The sequence below is a fragment of the Rhodanobacter sp. ANJX3 genome, assembly GCF_014200755.1.
Classification (GTDB): domain Bacteria; phylum Pseudomonadota; class Gammaproteobacteria; order Xanthomonadales; family Rhodanobacteraceae; genus Rhodanobacter.
Genome location: NZ_JACHCM010000001.1, coordinates 58,660 through 74,806 on the forward strand (window position 1 = coordinate 58,660; position 16,147 = coordinate 74,806).

Sequence of the window (16,147 nt, forward strand, 5' to 3'; positions counted from 1 at the left end):
CGCATGACGGGTAAGTCGGAGCCGACCGTGCATATGTGGTTGCCGGTCTTGCCGGCGACCGAGGCCGAGAGCGCGCTGCGAGCGCTGTTGGTCCGCGCCGATCGGCTTGGCGATGGACGCGCCGGTTATCTGACCGGCCTGGGCGATTACTTCGCTGGCGCCGATAACGCTTTGGCCGCCGCTGCGATCACTCGCGAACATGTGGCTCACGACGCCGGTACAGATACCTGGCTGTCGGCGGACCCCGCCTGGGTCCAACCGGAAATGAACGGCGTGCGGCTGCTGGCCTGCGGGCAATTGCAGCTGACGATGGACGAAGCGCTCGCCTTTGCCGATGCGTTGCAACCGGCGTTCGACGACGCGGGCATCGCGCTGGAAATCACCACGCCCGATCGCTGGCATCTGCGCCTGCCGCCGAATACGCAACTGCCGATGTTTTCGGCGCCTGAGCAGGCGCTGGGTGAGGATCTCTCGCAGCACCTGCCGCAGGGTGCCGACGGCAAGCGCTGGCGCGTGCTGATCAACGATATCCAGGTGCTGCTGCATCAGCATCCGCTCAATAGCGCGCGGCGCTCGCGTGGCCTGGCGCCGGTGAACAGCCTGTGGCTGTGGGGCGGCGGTGCGCTGTCGCCGCCGCTGCCCAGTACATTGACCGGTGTGATCAGCGACGATTCGCTGCTCACCGCACTGGCCACGCGTGCTGGCATCAAATGTCTTGCGCGAACGGAAGCAGCCGTTGCCGCCACTACGAATGGATGGCTGATCGATCTGCAGGATTTGCCGATACGCGATATCGAATCCGCGTGGTTACCGGTGATCGAAGCCTTGATGCATCGCCACTCGTTGCGTCTGCACTTTGCCAGCGGCGAACGCTGGCAGAGCAAGCCGTGGCACCGTTGGCGCCTGTGGCGTCGGGCAGCCCGTCGATGACGCCGCAGCTGCGCCGGCGGGCGGTCAGCGGTGTACCCAGCGGCTGGCCCGATGCGGTGCACGTCGTGCTGCAGCAGATCTACGCCGCGCGTGGCGTGCTGACGCCCGATCAGGTCGAGCACCGCCTAGCGCGCATGCTGTCGCCGCAGGCGCTGGGCGGCATGCCGCAGGCGATCGAGATCCTGGTCGAAGCGATCCGCGACGACTGGCGCATCGTGATTGCCGGCGATTACGACTGCGATGGTGCCACCGGTACCGCGGTGGCCGTGCGCGGCCTGCGCATGCTGGGCGCGAAGCGGGTGAGTTACGCCGTGCCGCATCGCTTCATCCACGGCTACGGGCTCAGCGCGGCGCTGGTCGAATCGATGCAGCCGACCCCGCAGCTGATCGTCACGGTCGACAATGGCGTGGCTAGCGTGGCGGGCGTGGCGGCGGCCAGGGCGCGCGGCATCAAGGTCATCGTCACCGATCACCACTTGCCCGGCGAGCAGCTGCCTGCCGCCGACGCCATGGTCAATCCCAATCTGGTCTACGTCGACCAATGCGGGCACAGCAGCCCGCCGTGCGAGGTTTGCGCGCACGACGCGATCTTGAACGAGAGCTTTCCCAGCAAGGCGCTGGCCGGCGTGGGCGTGATGTTCTATTTGCTGCTGGCTTTGCGTGCCAGGTTGCGCGAGCTGGGTACATTCGGCGCAACGGAGCCTGATCTTTCGGTCCTTCTCGATCTCGTGGCGTTAGGCACTGTCGCCGATCTGGTACCGCTGGATTTCAATAATCGCGTGCTGGTCGAGGCGGGCCTCAAGCGCATTCGCAGCGGTCGCGCCTGCGCCGGCATTACGGCCTTGATCGAGTCGGGCAAGCGCAGCGTGGCGACGCTGTGCGCCAGCGATCTGGGGTTCGTCGTCGGCCCGCGCTTGAACGCGGCGGGTCGACTGGAGGACATGCGTCTGGGCATCGAGTGCCTGCTCACTGACGACGTGGGGCAGGCGTATCGCTACGCCGAACAGCTCAGCGCCATCAACCTGGAACGGCGCGACCTGCAGGCATCGATGGTAGCCGAGGCCGAACAGATGGCAGACGCTGCCGCGCACACCGATGCCGTCGGCGTGACCCTGTTCGAACCGTCGTGGCACGCTGGCGTCGTCGGGCTGGTGGCTTCCAAACTGAAAGATCGGTTGCACCGTCCGGTGATCGCTTTTGCGCCAGCGAGTGAAGACAACACCGACGAGCTGCGCGGCTCGGCGCGCTCGATTTCCGGCTTCCATATCCGCGATGCGCTGGCCGTCATCGACGCACGGCATCCGGGCTTGATCGAACGTTTTGGCGGCCACGCGATGGCGGCCGGATTGAGTCTGAAGACCGGCGACTACCCGCGTTTTGCTGACGCGTTCGACGCGGTGGCCCGTGAGCTGATCGATGCGGATCAACTGCAGGCCGTGCTGTACACCGACGGCGAATTGCCTGCCGGCGCCGCGTCGCTGCATCTGGCCCGGCAGCTGCGTCAGGCCGGGCCGTGGGGGCAGGCGTTTCCGGAACCGCTGTTCGACAATGCGTTCGAGTGCCAGAGCTGGAAGCTGATGGGCGAGCGCCACCTTTGTCTGCAGCTGCGCGATCCGCGCGACGGCGCCATGCACGATGCGGTGATGTTCAACGCTTACCACGGTATGCCACCGCCGACGCGTTTGCGCGCGGTATACGAACTGACCATCAACGACTGGCAGGGTCGCGAAACGCCGCGGCTGCTGTTGCGGCATATCGAAGCGATCTAAAACGATAGGTGGCCTGACTGCCCACCGACGTCGGGTATGTTATTCACGACGATCGAAGCAAGCTGCTGCTAGATTCTGATTCATTCACTATTCCAAGGAGCAAGCGATGATCGAACAGATGCAGGGACTGCCGGCGGGTACGCTCGGCTTTCGCGCCATTGGCCAGGTCACAGCGGACGACTATGCGCGCATCATCGTGCCGGATGTCGAAGCGGCGTTTGCATTGAACCGCAAGCTGCGTCTGATTTATCACATCGGTCCGGAGTTCACGGGTTTCGATCCAGGTGCCATGTGGGATGACGCCAAACTCGGCATGCGTCACCTCAGCGGCTGGGATCGGGTGGCGCTGGTCACCGATGTGCAGTGGCTGCGGATGACGGCCACGGCGATGGGTTTTGCGATTCCCGCGGAATTCCGCCTGTTCAGCAATGTCGAACTGGCACAGGCGATCGGCTGGATCAGCGAGCCACCGCGCGTCTAGTTGCCGACATTTGCGCAGCCCGTCGCATCAACGCGCTTGCGTTGGGACGCCGTATCTGTTTTAGTCGGGCCATGATTTCAATGATTGTCAGCTACTCGACCCCCGACGCGCTTGTCGCGCAGTTCGTCGTGCTTGCCGGCAACACCAATAACAACGCGAATAATAACGCCAGCCGTTGGCGGGCCTTCGCGTAGTTCGGATTTCACGAAAGACACGCGAAGAAGGCCCGCCCAGTGCGGGCCTTCTTCGTTATGGCCAGGGATGGCCGGTATGCCGGAAATGCAGGAGTAATTTCCGGCGGGCCAGGGATGGCCGGTATGCCGGAAATGCAGGAGCCATTCCCGGCAGGGCTAAATTTCTGATCAGACCAGCAAAAGGGGAAATGCAATGTGTTCGATTTTCGGAATGTTCGACCTGCAATCCGGTGATGACCTGGCACAGTTGCGTCGCCATGCGTTGGAGCTGTCGCTGCGGCAGCGTCATCGCGGCCCGGACTGGAGCGGCGTGTTTGTGGACGCGGGCGCGATCCTGGTGCACGAACGCCTCGCCATCGTGGACCCGGCCAGCGGCGCGCAACCGCTGCGCTCGCGCGACGGCGCGCTGGCGCTGGCGGTCAACGGCGAAATCTACAACCACCGCGAGCTGCGTGCCGGCAGCGATTACGACTTCACCACCGGTTCCGATTGCGAAGTCATCAGCGCGATGTACCGCGATGGCGATACCGATTTCGTCAACAAGCTCAACGGCATCTTCGCCTTTGCGCTGTGGGACGGCGCAGCGCAGCGCTACCTGATCGCGCGCGACCCGATCGGCGTGTGTCCGTTGTACTGGGGCCACGATGCGCACGGGCGTCTGTGTGTGGCCTCGGAGATGAAATCGCTGGTCGGTCTTTGTGCCGATGTCGCGGCGTTTCCGCCAGGGCATATCTACGACAGCGCCAGCGGCGAACTGCGCCAGTATTACGTGAAGCCTTGGCGCGACTATGCGCATACGCAGGGATCGTCGGTCGAGCCGGCAGTTTTGAAACTTGCGTTCGAGCAGGCCGTGCACCGCCAGCTGATGACCGACGTGCCTTACGGCGTGCTGCTGTCCGGTGGTCTAGATTCCTCGCTGGTCGCCGCGTGCGCCGCCCGCTTTGCGCGCGAACGCATCGAGGACGAGGATCGCAGCGAGGCCTGGTGGCCGCGGTTGCATTCGTTTGCGATTGGCCTCGAAGGCTCGCCTGATCTTGCCGCGGCACAGGTCGCCGCCGATGCGCTGGGCACCGTGCATCACGGTTTCGTCTATACCTTCTGGGAAGGGCTGGACGCGCTGCCCGAAGTGATTCGCCATATCGAAACGTATGACGTCACTACCATCCGTGCTGCCACACCGATGTACCTGCTGGCGCGCCGCATCAAGGCGATGGGCGTGAAGATGGTGCTTTCGGGCGAGGGCTCGGACGAGCTGTTCGGCGGCTACCTGTATTTCCACAAGGCGCCGTCGGCCGAGGCGTTCCACGAGGAAACCGTGCGCAAGATCGACGCACTGCACAGCTACGACTGCCTGCGCGCCAACAAGGCGATGATGGCCTGGGGCGTCGAGGCGCGCGTGCCGTTTCTAGATCTGGAGTTCATCGACGTGGCGATGCGGATCGACGCACAGCACAAGATGGTCGACAAGAGCGGTCCATCCAACCGCAAGATGGAAAAGGGCGTACTGCGCGAAGCCTTCGACGGCGCGCTGCCGGAAAAAATCCTGTGGCGTCAGAAAGAGCAGTTCAGCGACGGCGTGGGTTACGGCTGGATCGATGGACTGAAAGTGCAAGCAGAGCAGGCCGTGACCGATCGCGAATTTGCTGCCGCCGCTGCGCGCTATCCGTTCAATACGCCGGCCACCAAGGAAGCCTATTTCTATCGCCGCATTTTCGAGCAGCACTTTCCGGGTGAGGCGTGCGCCGCCACCGTGCCCGGCGGCAAGTCGATTGCCTGCTCGTCGCCAGCGGCGCTGGCCTGGGACCCGGCGTTTGCCCACGCGGCGGATCCGTCCGGTCGTGCGGTGCGCGGCGTACACGACGACGCGCTGGCCTGAGAGTTCTTCAGTGCCGAGGCCTGCACGCAGGCTTCGGCACCCGGTCGCATTACAACCGCGATCGGCTAATGGCTATCCCGCGGCAGTCCACGTGTTTGAGCAATCTGCTGATAGTTTTCAGCGCCTTCGAGAATGGCGCCGGTTTCCATCTGACCGACGATCTTGCGCTGGATTTCCTGCCATGGCGTTTGTGAGGCGGGATAGGCGTAGCCGCCGGCCTCGGTCAGTGCACGCCGCCGTTCGGCCAGCTCTTCATCGCTGATCAGCACGTTGGCGGTGCCCTTGCCGAGGTCGATGCGGACGCGATCGCCGGTGCGGATCAGCGCCAGTCCGCCCATCACGGCGGCCTCCGGACTGGCGTTGAGAATCGATGGCGATCCCGAGGTGCCCGACTGACGACCGTCGCCGATGCAAGGCAGGGCGTGCACACCTTCGCGGATGAGATAGTTGGGCGGACGCATGTTCACCACTTCGGCCGAGCCCGGGTATCCGACCGGCCCGGCGCCGCGCATGAAAAGCAGGGTGTCGGTGGTGATGCCGAGCGCCGGATCGTCGATACGGTGGTGGTAATCTTCCGGTCCGTCGAATACCACCGCAGGGCCTTCGAAGGCTTCGGGATCTTGCGGGTTGCTGAGGTAGCGCTCGCGAAACTGCGGGCTGATCACGCTGGTCTTCATGATGGCACTGTCGAACAGATTGCCGCGCAGCACGATAAAGCCGGCATCTTTTTTCAACGGGTCGGCGAACGGGCGGATGACCCGATCGTCTTCGATCGTCGCATCGCGGCAGTTGTCGCCGATGGTTTTGCCGTTTGCCGTTATCGCATCCTCGTGAATCAGACCCTGCTTCATCAGCTCCGCCACGACCGCGGGTACGCCGCCGGCGCGATAGAAATCCTCGCCGAGGTATTCGCCCGACGGCTGCAGGTTGACCATCAACGGTACCTTATGGCCGTACGTCTGCCAGTCGTCGATCGCCAATTCCACGCCGATATGGCGGGCGATCGCCGCGAGATGAATCGGCGCGTTGGTCGATCCGCCGATGGCCGAATTGACCACGATCGCGTTGAGGAATGCCTCGCGCGTCAGGATGTCCGAGGGCTTCAGATCCTTGGCCACCATCTCGACGATGCGCTTGCCGGTGTAGTACGCGATTTCCTGCCGGTCGCGATAGGGCGCCGGGATCGCTGCCGAGCCGGGCAGCTGCATGCCGAGCGCTTCGGCCAGGCTGTTCATCGTCGTCGCCGTGCCCATCGTGTTGCAGTAGCCGGTCGACGGCGCCGACGACGCCACCAGTTTGATGAAGCCATCCTCGTCGATGGCGCCAGTGGCCAGCAGCTCGCGCGCTTTCCATACGATGGTGCCCGAGCCGGTGCGCTCGCCCTTGTGCCAGCCGTTGAGCATGGGGCCGACCGAAAGCGCGATGGCCGGGATGTTCACCGTCGCCGCCGCCATCAGGCAGGCGGGTGTGGTCTTGTCGCAGCCGATGGTCAGCACTACGCCGTCGATGGGATAGCCGTAAAGCACCTCGACAAGGGACAGATAGGCGAGGTTGCGATCGAGGCCGGCAGTGGGGCGTTTGCCGGTTTCCTGGATCGGGTGCACCGGGAATTCCAGCGGTATGCCGCCTGCTTCGCGGATACCGTCGCGCACGCGTTCGGCCAGCACCATGTGGTGGCGATTGCACGGTGAAAGATCGCTGCCGGTCTGGGCGATCCCGATGATCGGCTTGCCCGAACGCAGTTCTTCCAACGACAGGCCGAAGTTGAGATAGCGCTCCAGATAGAGCGCGGTCATGTCGATATTGTCGGAATTGTTGAACCAGGCGCGCGAGCGAAGCTTGGGTGGGGCGGGATTGTTCATGGTGGGCTGCGGATTACTCAGGAAGCGTGGAGAGGCGATAAATCATGCTGTGCACGTAAGGCTTGCCCGGATCGACGCGAGCCGAGACAAAGCCTGGCTCATTGGGCGCGTCGGGGAATTTCTGCGGCTCCAGCGCGACGCCGTCGCCCATCCGGTAGACGTGGCTGTGCTTGCCGATAAAGGTGCCGTCGAGGAAGTTACCCGTATAGAACTGTACGCCGGGCTCGGTACTCAACACCTCCAGCACGCGGCCGGAGGCGGGGTCTTCCAGTCGTGCGGCCAGCTGCGGCGTCTTGGTCACGCCTTTGTCGAGTGCGAAATTGTGGTCGTAGCCGCGGCCGAAAACGATTTGCTCGTCGCGACCGTCGCGAAGGCCATCGGCAATGACGCGCGGCGTGCGGAAGTCGAACACCGTGCCGGCAACCGGGCGCAGCTGGCCGGTCGGTATCAGCGTGGCATTGACCGGCGTGATCGCGCTTGCCGGAATGGTGAGGCGCTGATTCATCGCGCCACCGGGCGAACCTTCGCCGGCGAGATTGAAGATGCCGTGGTTCGTCATATTGACGATGGTGGGCTTGTCCGTTTTTGCCTCGAACCGGATGGCGAGGTTGCCGCTCTCGTCGAGCGTGTATGTAACGGTGGCATCGAGATTGCCGGGATAACCCGAATCACCGTCCGCACTGTGATGCGAGAGAACGACGCTGGCAACGGGGCCGCTCTTCACTGAAACAACTTTCCAAAGGACTTTATCGAAACCGTTGCCTCCGCCGTGCAGGCTGTTGGTCTTGTCGTTGAGCGGCAGCTGATAGGTCTTGCCGTTCAGCGCAAATCGGCCACCGGCAATGCGGTTGGCGTAGCGTCCCACGGTCACGCCAAAGAAGTTGGGATGATCGACGTAAGAACTCAGATCGTCGTAGCCCAGAATGACGTCCGCCGGCTTGCCGTTGCGGTCCGGTGCGACAAGCGATTGCAGCGTGGCGCCATAGGCGAGGATCCTCGCTTTGACGCCGTGTGAATTACTCAGTGTAATCGCGTCGACGCTGGTTCCGTCTTTCAGCTGTCCTGCTGCAGCGCGACTTGCTTCTGCTGCGAAAACGTGTCCACTACACGCCATTAATACGGTTAAAACGCCGGCGGATGTGATCTTAAGCGAGATGCTCATATCTACTCCTGTTTGGTTTCGCGAGTGGTCGTTGACGCATGAGGATTGCGTGGATAGTCTATTACTCAGACAAGATAAGCGATGATGCGCGTCGCAGTAAAGAACATTCCATCCATCGAAAGGCGATCGAAATGCTGCGCGCTGCGTCCTCCCAACGGCGCCAGGCTGGGACGATGAAAAAGCGTGGCTGCTGCCGTCGGTAACCAGCCGTTGATGCAGCGGGATGGCAGACTGGCTTCGATGATGACAAGAAAAACTGGCCGCCTGTTTCCAGGGCGGCGTACCGTTCCGCAACCGGACAATGCGGACCGATCAGCACTACACCGATGAAGACGTCCTGAAATCAACTGAAAGGTACTCACCGTGAAGGCACAAACATTACTGATCGGCATCGCAACGATGGGTTTGGCGTTCTCGCTCGCCGCCTGTTCCGGCGGCCGCGGAGGCTCGGATAGCGCAGCCGCGTCGTCCGATAACAAAGGTGCGCTGGTCGGAGTCGCCATGCCGACCAAGGTATCCGAGCGCTGGATCAAGGACGGCAACGCCGTGAAGGAAGACCTCGAAAAGCTCGGCTACAAGGTCGACCTCGAGTACGCCGACAACAAGATTCCGCAGCAGGTTCTCCAGGTGAGCAACATGATCACCAAGGGCGCGAAGATTCTGATCGTCGCATCGATCGACGGTGGCTCGCTCAGCGATCAGCTCGACGCAGCTGCCAAGGCCGGCATCAAGGTCATTTCCTATGATCGCCTGCTTACCGGCAGCAAGAATGTCGACTATTACGTCTCGTTCGACAACTACAAGGTTGGCGTCGATCAGGCCAACAGCCTGCTGACCGGCCTTGGGCTGCTCGATGCCGATGGCAAGAAGACCGACAAGAAGGGCCCGTTGAACGTCGAGCTGTTTGCCGGTAGCCCGGACGACAACAACGCCACGTTCTTCTTCAACGGCGCGATGGATACCCTCAAGCCTTATATCGCCGACGGCTCCATCGTCGTGAAGAGCGGCCAGACCGGTTTCACCCAGGTCGCCACGCTGCAGTGGGATCCGGCGACCGCCAAGGCCCGCATGCAGAACCTGATTGCGAAGTCGTATTCCGACGGCGCAAGCCTCGATGGCGTGCTCTCGCCCTATGACGGTATGTCGATCGGCATTATTTCGGCATTGCAGGGTGCGGGTTACGGATCGTCCGCCAAGCCGTTGCCGATCATCACCGGCCAGGATGCCGAGGCTGCGTCGGTCAAGTCGATCATCGCCGGCCAGCAGTACTCCACCATCTACAAGGACACGCGCAAGCTTGCCGACCAGGCTTCGGTCATGGCCAACGACATCCTGACTGGCAAGAAACCGGAAACGAACGACGACAAGAGCTACAACAACAAGGTCATCACCGTGCCGACCTATCTGTTCCAGCCCACGGTTGTCACCAAGGCGAATTATCAGCAGGTGCTCATCGACAGCGGCTACTACACGCCGGCACAGCTGCAGTAATTGTCGCTCGCCGAAGCGCCGGTCGTCGGTTTGCCCGTGACCGGCGCTTCGGTTCCTCATCATTCTTCTCATCCAGGAAGAAGCAGAAAACGTGACGACAAACATTCTCGAGATGCAGGGCATCACGAAGACGTTTCCAGGCGTCAAGGCTTTGCAAAACGTCTCGCTCGGCGTCAAACGTGGTCATGTTCACGCCATTTGCGGCGAGAACGGCGCAGGTAAATCGACCCTCATGAAGGTGCTCAGCGGCGTGTATCCCGCGGGCAGCTTCGATGGCCAGATCGTCTTTGAAGATGCCAAGGTCGATTTCAAGAACATCAACGATTCCGAGGCCGCCGGCGTCGTCATCATTCACCAGGAGCTTGCGCTCAGTCCGTATCTCTCGATTGCCGAGAACATCTTTCTCGGCAATGAGCAGCAGACGAGGGGCTGGATCGACTGGAACAAGACCAACCTCGAGGCATCCAAACTGCTCGCGCGGGTCGGCCTGAAAGACAATCCGATCACCAAGATCACCGACATCGGCGTGGGCAAGCAGCAGCTGGTGGAGATCGCGAAGGCGCTTTCCAAGCGCGTCAAGCTGCTGATTCTCGATGAGCCGACAGCAGCTCTTAACGACGAGGATTCGGCGCATCTGCTCGAGCTGATCAAGCAGCTGCAGAGCCAGGGGATTACCTCGATTATCATTAGCCACAAATTGAATGAGATCAAGGCGATCGCCGACGCTGTGACGATCATTCGCGATGGGCGCGCGATCGAGACGCTCGATATGCATGCCGATGAGATCAGCGAAGAGCGGATCATCAAGGGCATGGTCGGGCGCGAGCTCGAAAGCCGCTATCCGGATCACACGCCGATGATCGGCGAGGAGCTGCTTCGGGTCGAACACTGGAACGTGTTTCATCCGATCGACACGACGCGCCAGATCGTCAAGGATGCCTCGATCTCCGTTCGCGCCGGCGAAATCGTCGGCATCGCCGGGTTGATGGGGGCAGGGCGCACCGAGCTGGCGATGAGCCTGTTCGGCAAGAGCTACGGCGTGAAGATCAGCGGCAAGGTCTTCAAGCGCGGCGTCGAAATCGACACCGGTACGGTGTCGAAGGCGATCCAGCACGGCATTGCCTATGCGACGGAGGATCGCAAGCGCTACGGGCTCAACTTGATCGACGACATCACCCGCAACGTCTCGGGGTCGGCGCTGAGCAAGCTGGCGGGCCTGTTCGGTTTCGTCGACGACCACAAGGAGGCGACGGTCGCCGGGAAGTACCTCAAGAGCCTCAACATCAAGGCGCCGAGCGTCGACTCGATTACCGGAAAACTGTCGGGCGGCAATCAGCAGAAAGTCGTGCTGTCGAAGTGGATGTACGCCGATCCGGATGTGCTCATCCTCGACGAGCCGACGCGCGGTATCGATGTAGGCGCGAAGTACGAGATCTACACCATCATTCATCGGCTCGCCGACGAGGGCAAAGGCGTGATCATGATCTCGTCGGAGCTGCCTGAGCTGCTCGGCATGTGCGACCGCATCTATACCCTCGCCGAGGGACGTATCACCGCCGATGTTCCGCGTTCGCAGGCGACCGCCGAAATCCTTATGCAGCACATGACCAAAGAGCGGGAGAGATCCACTAGTGACAACGTCTAACGAAGTGACGAAACCCGTCGGCGAGGCAAGGAGGATACTGGGCTATCTCACCGGTCAGCTTCGCCAGGTAGGCCTGTTTACTGCCCTGATCGTGATCGTGCTGTTTTTTCAGATCACCACGCACGGCATCACGTTGCGCCCGATCAACGTCTCCAACCTCGTCATTCAGAACAGCTACATCCTGATCCTGGCGATCGGCATGGTGATGGTCATCATCGCCGGTCATATCGATTTGTCCGTGGGTTCGGTCGTGGCCTTCGTCGGCGCGATGGCCGGTGTCATGATTACCGAATGGCATATCGCATGGCCGATCGCGATCGTTCTGTGCCTGATCCTCGGTGCGTTGGTCGGTGCCTGGCAGGGCTTCTGGATTGCGTACTTTCGAATACCGGCGTTCATCGTCACTCTGGCCGGCATGCTGGTGTTTCGCGGGGCCGCGCAGATCGCGCTGCAGAATCAGCAGATATCGCCCTTTCCGGAGGCCTTCCGCCGGTTGGGTTCCGGTTTTCTGCCCAGCTTCGGCACCAGCGGCTATGAGCCGCTGACGATCGGTCTCGGTGTTCTCGCCTCGATCGTGCTGATCTTCGGCTCGCTTCGCCAGCGCTGGGCGCGCCATAAGTATGGGCTGGAGTCCGAGCCGCTCTGGTGGTTCGTGCTCAAGCTGGCTTTCGGTGCCTTCCTGATCATCTATATCGCCTTTTTGCTGGCGAGCTACAACGGCACGCCGATCGTGCTGGTGATTCTCGGCCTGCTCATCGTCATCTATGCCGCGGTGATGGCGCGCTCGGTCTTCGGTCGTCATGTCTATGCGATCGGCGGGAACTTGCACGCAGCGGCGCTCTCTGGCGTCAAGACGCAGCGCGTTACCTTTCTGCTGTTCGTCAATATGGGCGTGATCTCGGCGCTGGCCGGGCTGGTGTTCACCGCTCAGCTCAATCTGGCGAGCCCTAGCGCGGGATCTGGCTTCGAGCTCGACTCGATCGCGGCGGTATTCATCGGCGGTGCCGCGGTTACCGGCGGCATCGGTACCGTGACGGGAGCCATCGTCGGCGGACTGATCATCGGACTGCTGAACAACGGCATGTCGATTCTCGGCGTCGGCACGGAATACCAGTCCCTGATCAAGGGACTCGTGTTGCTGGCGGCCGTGGCATTCGACGTCTACAACAAACGCCGCACCGGCGGTCGTTGAGAAACAGCGGTCCGGTATGCATTGACTCAGACCTGCATCGACTGGCGCGTGTCTTCCAGCGCCAGTTCCACCAGCACCCGCATCGCCTCGCTCGCAGCGGCCGGGTCGCTGGCGGCAATCGCATCGAGCACGCGACGATGGTCGGGGATGGGATTCCGGGGCAGGTCGCGTTGGCGGTGCTTGAACTGCGTGGTCCAGCTCACCGCGGCGCATACGCTGGCGCTGAGAACGATCAGCGCATCGTTGCCGGTGGCATGCAAAATCGCGTTGTGAAAATCCCGGTCGGCCATGCGGCCGGCTTCGCTGGCCAGCGTGTGCCGCGTCATGCCGGCCAGTGCGTCGCGCATGCTTTTGAGCGCGGCCTTGTCGCGCCGCTCTGCCGCCAGCGCCGCGGCAGCGGGCTCGACGATGGCGCGAAGTTCGAACAGGCTGCGCACAAAGGCGACGTCCGGTTGCCCTGCAAAGGCCCAGCCCAGTACTTCCGGGTCGAGCAGATTCCAGCGGTTTCTCGGCAGGACACGCGTGCCAGCCTTGGGCCGGCTTTCGACCAGACCCTTGGCCGTAAGCACCTGGATCGCTTCGCGGTACGCGCTGCGCGATACGTCCAGCAATTCGGCGAACACGATTTCTCCGGAAAGCACATCGCCTGGAAGATATTCCCCGGCCAGGATCGCAGCGCCCAGCTTGTGGGCAATCGCGCCGTACAGGCGCCGACCGGTACCGCGGGGTTCGCGCGCGCGCTTGATGGGTTCTGCTGGCGTGACTGTCTTGCTCAAGAACTCACCCCTCGGTAACGAATTTCAACGTTGAACGGCATGCACGCGCTCGGAGGTCAGAAGAAACCGTCGGCATTGCAAAACCAGCATACGCGCCTTAACCTAATTGTCTGAGTAATTAATGGTGGTGGAGCATAATGTCGAACGACGGCAAGACCCAACTGACGGACGACGCGATAATGGATTTCCGTTCGATCGATGCCACGACCGGCCAGCCCTTCGGCCCACGTTTTGAAACAGACGGCATTGCCGAAGTCCACGCGGCCTGTTCGGCAGCCGAGGCCGCATTCGACGCCTATCGTGCGACCGATGCCGAAGCCAGGGCGGTTTTTCTCGAACGTATCGGCGCCGAAATTCTAGCATTGGGCGACGATCTGATCGTCACCGCGATGCGCGAAAGCGGCCTGCCGCGCGCACGTCTGGAGGGCGAACGCGGCCGCACCGTCAATCAGCTGAAGCTGTTCGCCGGTGTACTTCGACGCGGCGACTGGATGGGCCTGCGCATCGACCCGGCAACCCAGGGCACGACGACGCCGGCGCGAGCTGATCTGCGCCTGCGGCGCATCCCGCTGGGACCGGTGGCCGTATTCGGCGCGTCGAATTTTCCGCTCGCCTTCTCCACGGCCGGTGGCGACACCGCTTCGGCGCTCGCCGCGGGCTGCACGGTCGTGGTCAAGGGTCATCCGGCGCATCCGGCGACGGGCGCCATGGTTGCCGGTGCCATCCATGCCGCGGTGAAGGCCAGCAGCTTGCCATCGGGCGTATTTTCGCACCTGGTCGGTCCGGGCATCGAACTCGGCGCGGCGCTGGTCAAGCATTCCGCGATCGCCGCGGTGGGCTTTACCGGATCGCGCGCCGGTGGTTTGGCGCTGGTCAAGCTGGCGCAGGCGCGCGAGGTTCCCATTCCCGTTTATGCGGAGATGTCGAGCATCAATCCGGTGCTGCTGTTGCCGGAGGCACTGCGCGCGCGCGGCGCGGAGCTTGGCAAGGCCTTTGTCGGATCGCTGACGATGGGCGCCGGCCAGTTTTGTACCAACCCCGGCCTGCTGCTGGCGATCGAGGGCGAGGGGCTCGATGCTTTCGTGTCGGCGGCCGCCGAAGCGATTTCGGGCGCCGCCGCGCAGACGATGCTGACCGGCGCCATTTACTCGGCCTACGAACAATCGATCGACGCGCTTCAGCAGCATGGGCAGGTGCAAACCGTCGCCCAAGGCCCGGCGGGCGACGGTGGCAACGCCGGACGCGCGGCCCTGTTCTCGACCAGCGGCCGGTCGTTTTTGTCCGACAAGGCGTTGGGGCAGGAAATCTTCGGCGCGTCGTCCTTGCTGGTGCGCTGCGCCGATGAGGCCGAGCTGCAGTCGGTACTGGTAGCGGCGGAAGGCCAGCTGACCACCACGCTGCAGATGGACGATGCCGATATTGATACGGCCTCTAGGCTGTTGCCACTGCTGGAACGCCGCAGCGGGCGCATCGTCGTCAACGGTTGGCCGACTGGCGTCGAGGTGACGCATGCGATGGTGCACGGCGGACCGTATCCGGCTACCTCCGACGGGCGGTCCACTTCCGTCGGCAGCCTGGCCATCGACCGTTTTTTGCGGCCGGTTTCCTACCAGAATTTCCCGTCGCGGCTGTTGCCCGCCGTGCTGCGCGATGACGCCGGCCTGCCGCGACTGCTCGATGGCATTGCCACGCACGGATGATCGCCGCCCATATGCCACGCCCTACCGCACTTCGTAAATCGGCGAGTGCCGCATCTCCATGAAGAAAGGAACAACATGACCTTGCGCCTTCTGCAGCATCGTGACGAGAGCGGCCATCGCTCCGTCATCGCCTCCACCGGCAACGGCGACGCCTTTGTGGTTGGCGTCGACAGCGTGCGCGCGCTCGCGCAGCTGGCGATCACCATGGGCACGGATCTCGCGGGCGCGGTGGCGGATTGCGGCTTTGGCGAGTCGGTGGACGTTGCCGCCGAATTGGCCGCTGGCCGGCTGCTCGCGCCGATCGATCACCCGGATCCGGCGCATCTGTTCATGACTGGCACGGGCCTCACTCATCTGGGATCTGCCGAAGGCCGCGACAAGATGCATCGCGCGGCGGCAGCGGCCGAGAAGCAGACCGATTCGATGCGGATATTTCTCGAAGGTGTCGAAGGCGGCAAGCCGGCTGCTGGCCAAGTCGGCAGCCAGCCGGAATGGTTCTACAAGGGCAACGGGTTTGGCTTGGTCGGTCCCGGCCAGCCGTTGACGTCGCCGTCGTTCGCGAAAGACGGCGGCGAAGAACCCGAGCTGGCGGGCATTTATCTGATTGGTGAAGACGGCACACCGTTTCGCTTGGGCGTGTGCCTGGCCAACGAATTCAGCGATCACGTCACCGAGCGCCACAACTATCTCTGGCTGGCGCACTCCAAGCTGCGGCAGGCGGCGCTGGGGCCAGAATTGCTGGTCGGTCCGATGCCGGCACAGATTGAAGGCACCAGCCGTATCCGGCGCGGCGACGCGGTGCTGTGGGAAAAGCCGTTCCTTTCCGGCGAGGAAAACATGTCGCACAGTTTCGCCAATCTTGAGGCGCATCATTTCAAGTACGACGTATTTCGCCAGCCGGGCGATGTCCATGTGCATTTTTTTGGCACCGCCACGCTGTCGTTCTCCGACGGCATAAAAACGCAGGTCGGCGATCAGTTCGAGATCGAGGCGGCGCCGTTCACCTTACCTCTATGCAACCGGCTGGCGATCGCGTCGGAACAGACATTCAGCATCAAGGCGCTTTGAG

At 62.6% G+C, this 16,147-nt stretch carries 13 protein-coding genes; 9 read left to right on the forward strand and 4 right to left on the reverse strand.

Annotated features, from left to right (window positions below; genetic code table 11):
• Positions 1 to 3: 3 nt before the first annotated feature.
• The 4 genes from HDE76_RS00240 to asnB all read left to right on the forward strand — a co-directional run bounded on the left by HDE76_RS00240 (position 4) and on the right by asnB (position 5,250).
• Entirely contained in the window at positions 4 to 930 is a 927-nt protein-coding gene (locus tag HDE76_RS00240; RefSeq protein ID WP_184504672.1) for a phosphoglycerate mutase, read from the forward strand.
• Positions 927 to 2,699 (forward strand): single-stranded-DNA-specific exonuclease RecJ, encoded by a 1,773-nt coding sequence (recJ, locus tag HDE76_RS00245; protein WP_184505653.1) that lies wholly within the window; start codon positions 927 to 929, stop codon positions 2,697 to 2,699. The genes HDE76_RS00240 and recJ overlap by 4 nt, the downstream gene beginning before the upstream one ends.
• 106 nt (positions 2,700 to 2,805) lie before the next feature.
• Positions 2,806 to 3,180 (forward strand): STAS/SEC14 domain-containing protein, encoded by a 375-nt coding sequence (locus HDE76_RS00250; RefSeq protein WP_184504674.1) that lies wholly within the window; start codon positions 2,806 to 2,808, stop codon positions 3,178 to 3,180.
• Between the two features lie 387 nt (positions 3,181 to 3,567).
• Positions 3,568 to 5,250, forward strand: a complete 1,683-nt coding sequence (asnB, locus tag HDE76_RS00255; protein WP_184504676.1) for an asparagine synthase B — start codon at positions 3,568 to 3,570, stop codon at positions 5,248 to 5,250.
• Between the two features lie 65 nt (positions 5,251 to 5,315).
• Here the strand turns inward: asnB and HDE76_RS00260 are convergent, their stop codons facing one another.
• From HDE76_RS00260 to HDE76_RS00270, 3 genes are all read right to left on the reverse strand, one after another.
• Positions 5,316 to 7,112: an IlvD/Edd family dehydratase gene (locus HDE76_RS00260; protein ID WP_184504678.1), complete on the reverse strand. Its 1,797-nt coding sequence runs from the start codon at positions 7,110 to 7,112 to the stop codon at positions 5,316 to 5,318.
• A 13-nt stretch (positions 7,113 to 7,125) separates the two neighbouring features.
• On the reverse strand, positions 7,126 to 8,274 hold the full coding sequence (locus tag HDE76_RS00265; RefSeq protein WP_184504680.1) for an aldose epimerase family protein: 1,149 nt from the start codon (positions 8,272 to 8,274) through the stop codon (positions 7,126 to 7,128).
• Positions 8,275 to 8,339: 65 nt separating this feature from the next.
• Positions 8,340 to 8,777, reverse strand: a complete 438-nt coding sequence (locus tag HDE76_RS00270) for a hypothetical protein (protein WP_184505754.1) — start codon at positions 8,775 to 8,777, stop codon at positions 8,340 to 8,342.
• On the opposite strand from HDE76_RS00270, the gene chvE reads away from it, so the two are divergent.
• From chvE to mmsB, 3 genes are all read left to right on the forward strand, one after another.
• The gene (gene chvE, locus HDE76_RS00275; RefSeq protein ID WP_304624832.1) at positions 8,776 to 9,765 is read left to right on the forward strand and encodes a multiple monosaccharide ABC transporter substrate-binding protein; all 990 of its coding nucleotides are present in this window, start codon (positions 8,776 to 8,778) and stop codon (positions 9,763 to 9,765) included. The two genes, HDE76_RS00270 and chvE, sit on opposite strands and share 2 nt — an antisense overlap.
• A gap of 91 nt (positions 9,766 to 9,856) precedes the next feature.
• Complete coding sequence (gene mmsA, locus HDE76_RS00280; RefSeq protein ID WP_184504682.1) at positions 9,857 to 11,410, forward strand: multiple monosaccharide ABC transporter ATP-binding protein; 1,554 nt, start codon at positions 9,857 to 9,859, stop codon at positions 11,408 to 11,410.
• Positions 11,397 to 12,602 (forward strand): multiple monosaccharide ABC transporter permease, encoded by a 1,206-nt coding sequence (gene mmsB / locus HDE76_RS00285; RefSeq protein ID WP_221262215.1) that lies wholly within the window; start codon positions 11,397 to 11,399, stop codon positions 12,600 to 12,602. The genes mmsA and mmsB overlap by 14 nt, the downstream gene beginning before the upstream one ends.
• Positions 12,603 to 12,628: 26 nt before the next feature.
• Here the strand turns inward: mmsB and HDE76_RS00290 are convergent, their stop codons facing one another.
• Entirely contained in the window at positions 12,629 to 13,378 is a 750-nt protein-coding gene (locus tag HDE76_RS00290; RefSeq protein WP_221262217.1) for a FadR/GntR family transcriptional regulator, read from the reverse strand.
• Positions 13,379 to 13,515: 137 nt separating this feature from the next.
• Here HDE76_RS00290 and HDE76_RS00295 point away from each other — a divergent pair, with 137 nt between their 5' ends.
• Together HDE76_RS00295 and araD1 are read left to right on the forward strand one after the other, a co-directional pair.
• Positions 13,516 to 15,078, forward strand: coding sequence for an aldehyde dehydrogenase (NADP(+)) (locus tag HDE76_RS00295; RefSeq protein WP_184504685.1), 1,563 nt, complete (start codon positions 13,516 to 13,518; stop codon positions 15,076 to 15,078).
• A 75-nt stretch (positions 15,079 to 15,153) separates the two neighbouring features.
• Positions 15,154 to 16,146, forward strand: a complete 993-nt coding sequence (araD1, locus tag HDE76_RS00300; RefSeq protein WP_304624718.1) for an AraD1 family protein — start codon at positions 15,154 to 15,156, stop codon at positions 16,144 to 16,146.
• Position 16,147 lies beyond the last annotated feature (1 nt).

Excerpts from the sequence above, each read along its gene's own strand:
- chvE (WP_304624832.1), top strand. The coding sequence starts at position 8,776 with ATGCCGACCAAGGTATCCGAGCGCTGGATCAAGGACGGCAACGCCGTG.
- HDE76_RS00260 (WP_184504678.1), bottom strand. The coding sequence starts at position 7,112 with ATGAACAATCCCGCCCCACCCAAGCTTCGCTCGCGCGCCTGGTTCAAC.
- araD1 (WP_304624718.1), top strand. The coding sequence starts at position 15,154 with ATGACCTTGCGCCTTCTGCAGCATCGTGACGAGAGCGGCCATCGCTCC.
- recJ (WP_184505653.1), top strand. The coding sequence starts at position 927 with ATGACGCCGCAGCTGCGCCGGCGGGCGGTCAGCGGTGTACCCAGCGGC.
- HDE76_RS00270 (WP_184505754.1), bottom strand. The coding sequence starts at position 8,777 with ATGGCGACTCCGACCAGCGCACCTTTGTTATCGGACGACGCGGCTGCG.
- HDE76_RS00250 (WP_184504674.1), top strand. The coding sequence starts at position 2,806 with ATGATCGAACAGATGCAGGGACTGCCGGCGGGTACGCTCGGCTTTCGC.
- HDE76_RS00295 (WP_184504685.1), top strand. The coding sequence starts at position 13,516 with ATGTCGAACGACGGCAAGACCCAACTGACGGACGACGCGATAATGGAT.
- asnB (WP_184504676.1), top strand. The coding sequence starts at position 3,568 with ATGTGTTCGATTTTCGGAATGTTCGACCTGCAATCCGGTGATGACCTG.
- HDE76_RS00265 (WP_184504680.1), bottom strand. The coding sequence starts at position 8,274 with ATGAGCATCTCGCTTAAGATCACATCCGCCGGCGTTTTAACCGTATTA.
- HDE76_RS00240 (WP_184504672.1), top strand. The coding sequence starts at position 4 with ATGACGGGTAAGTCGGAGCCGACCGTGCATATGTGGTTGCCGGTCTTG.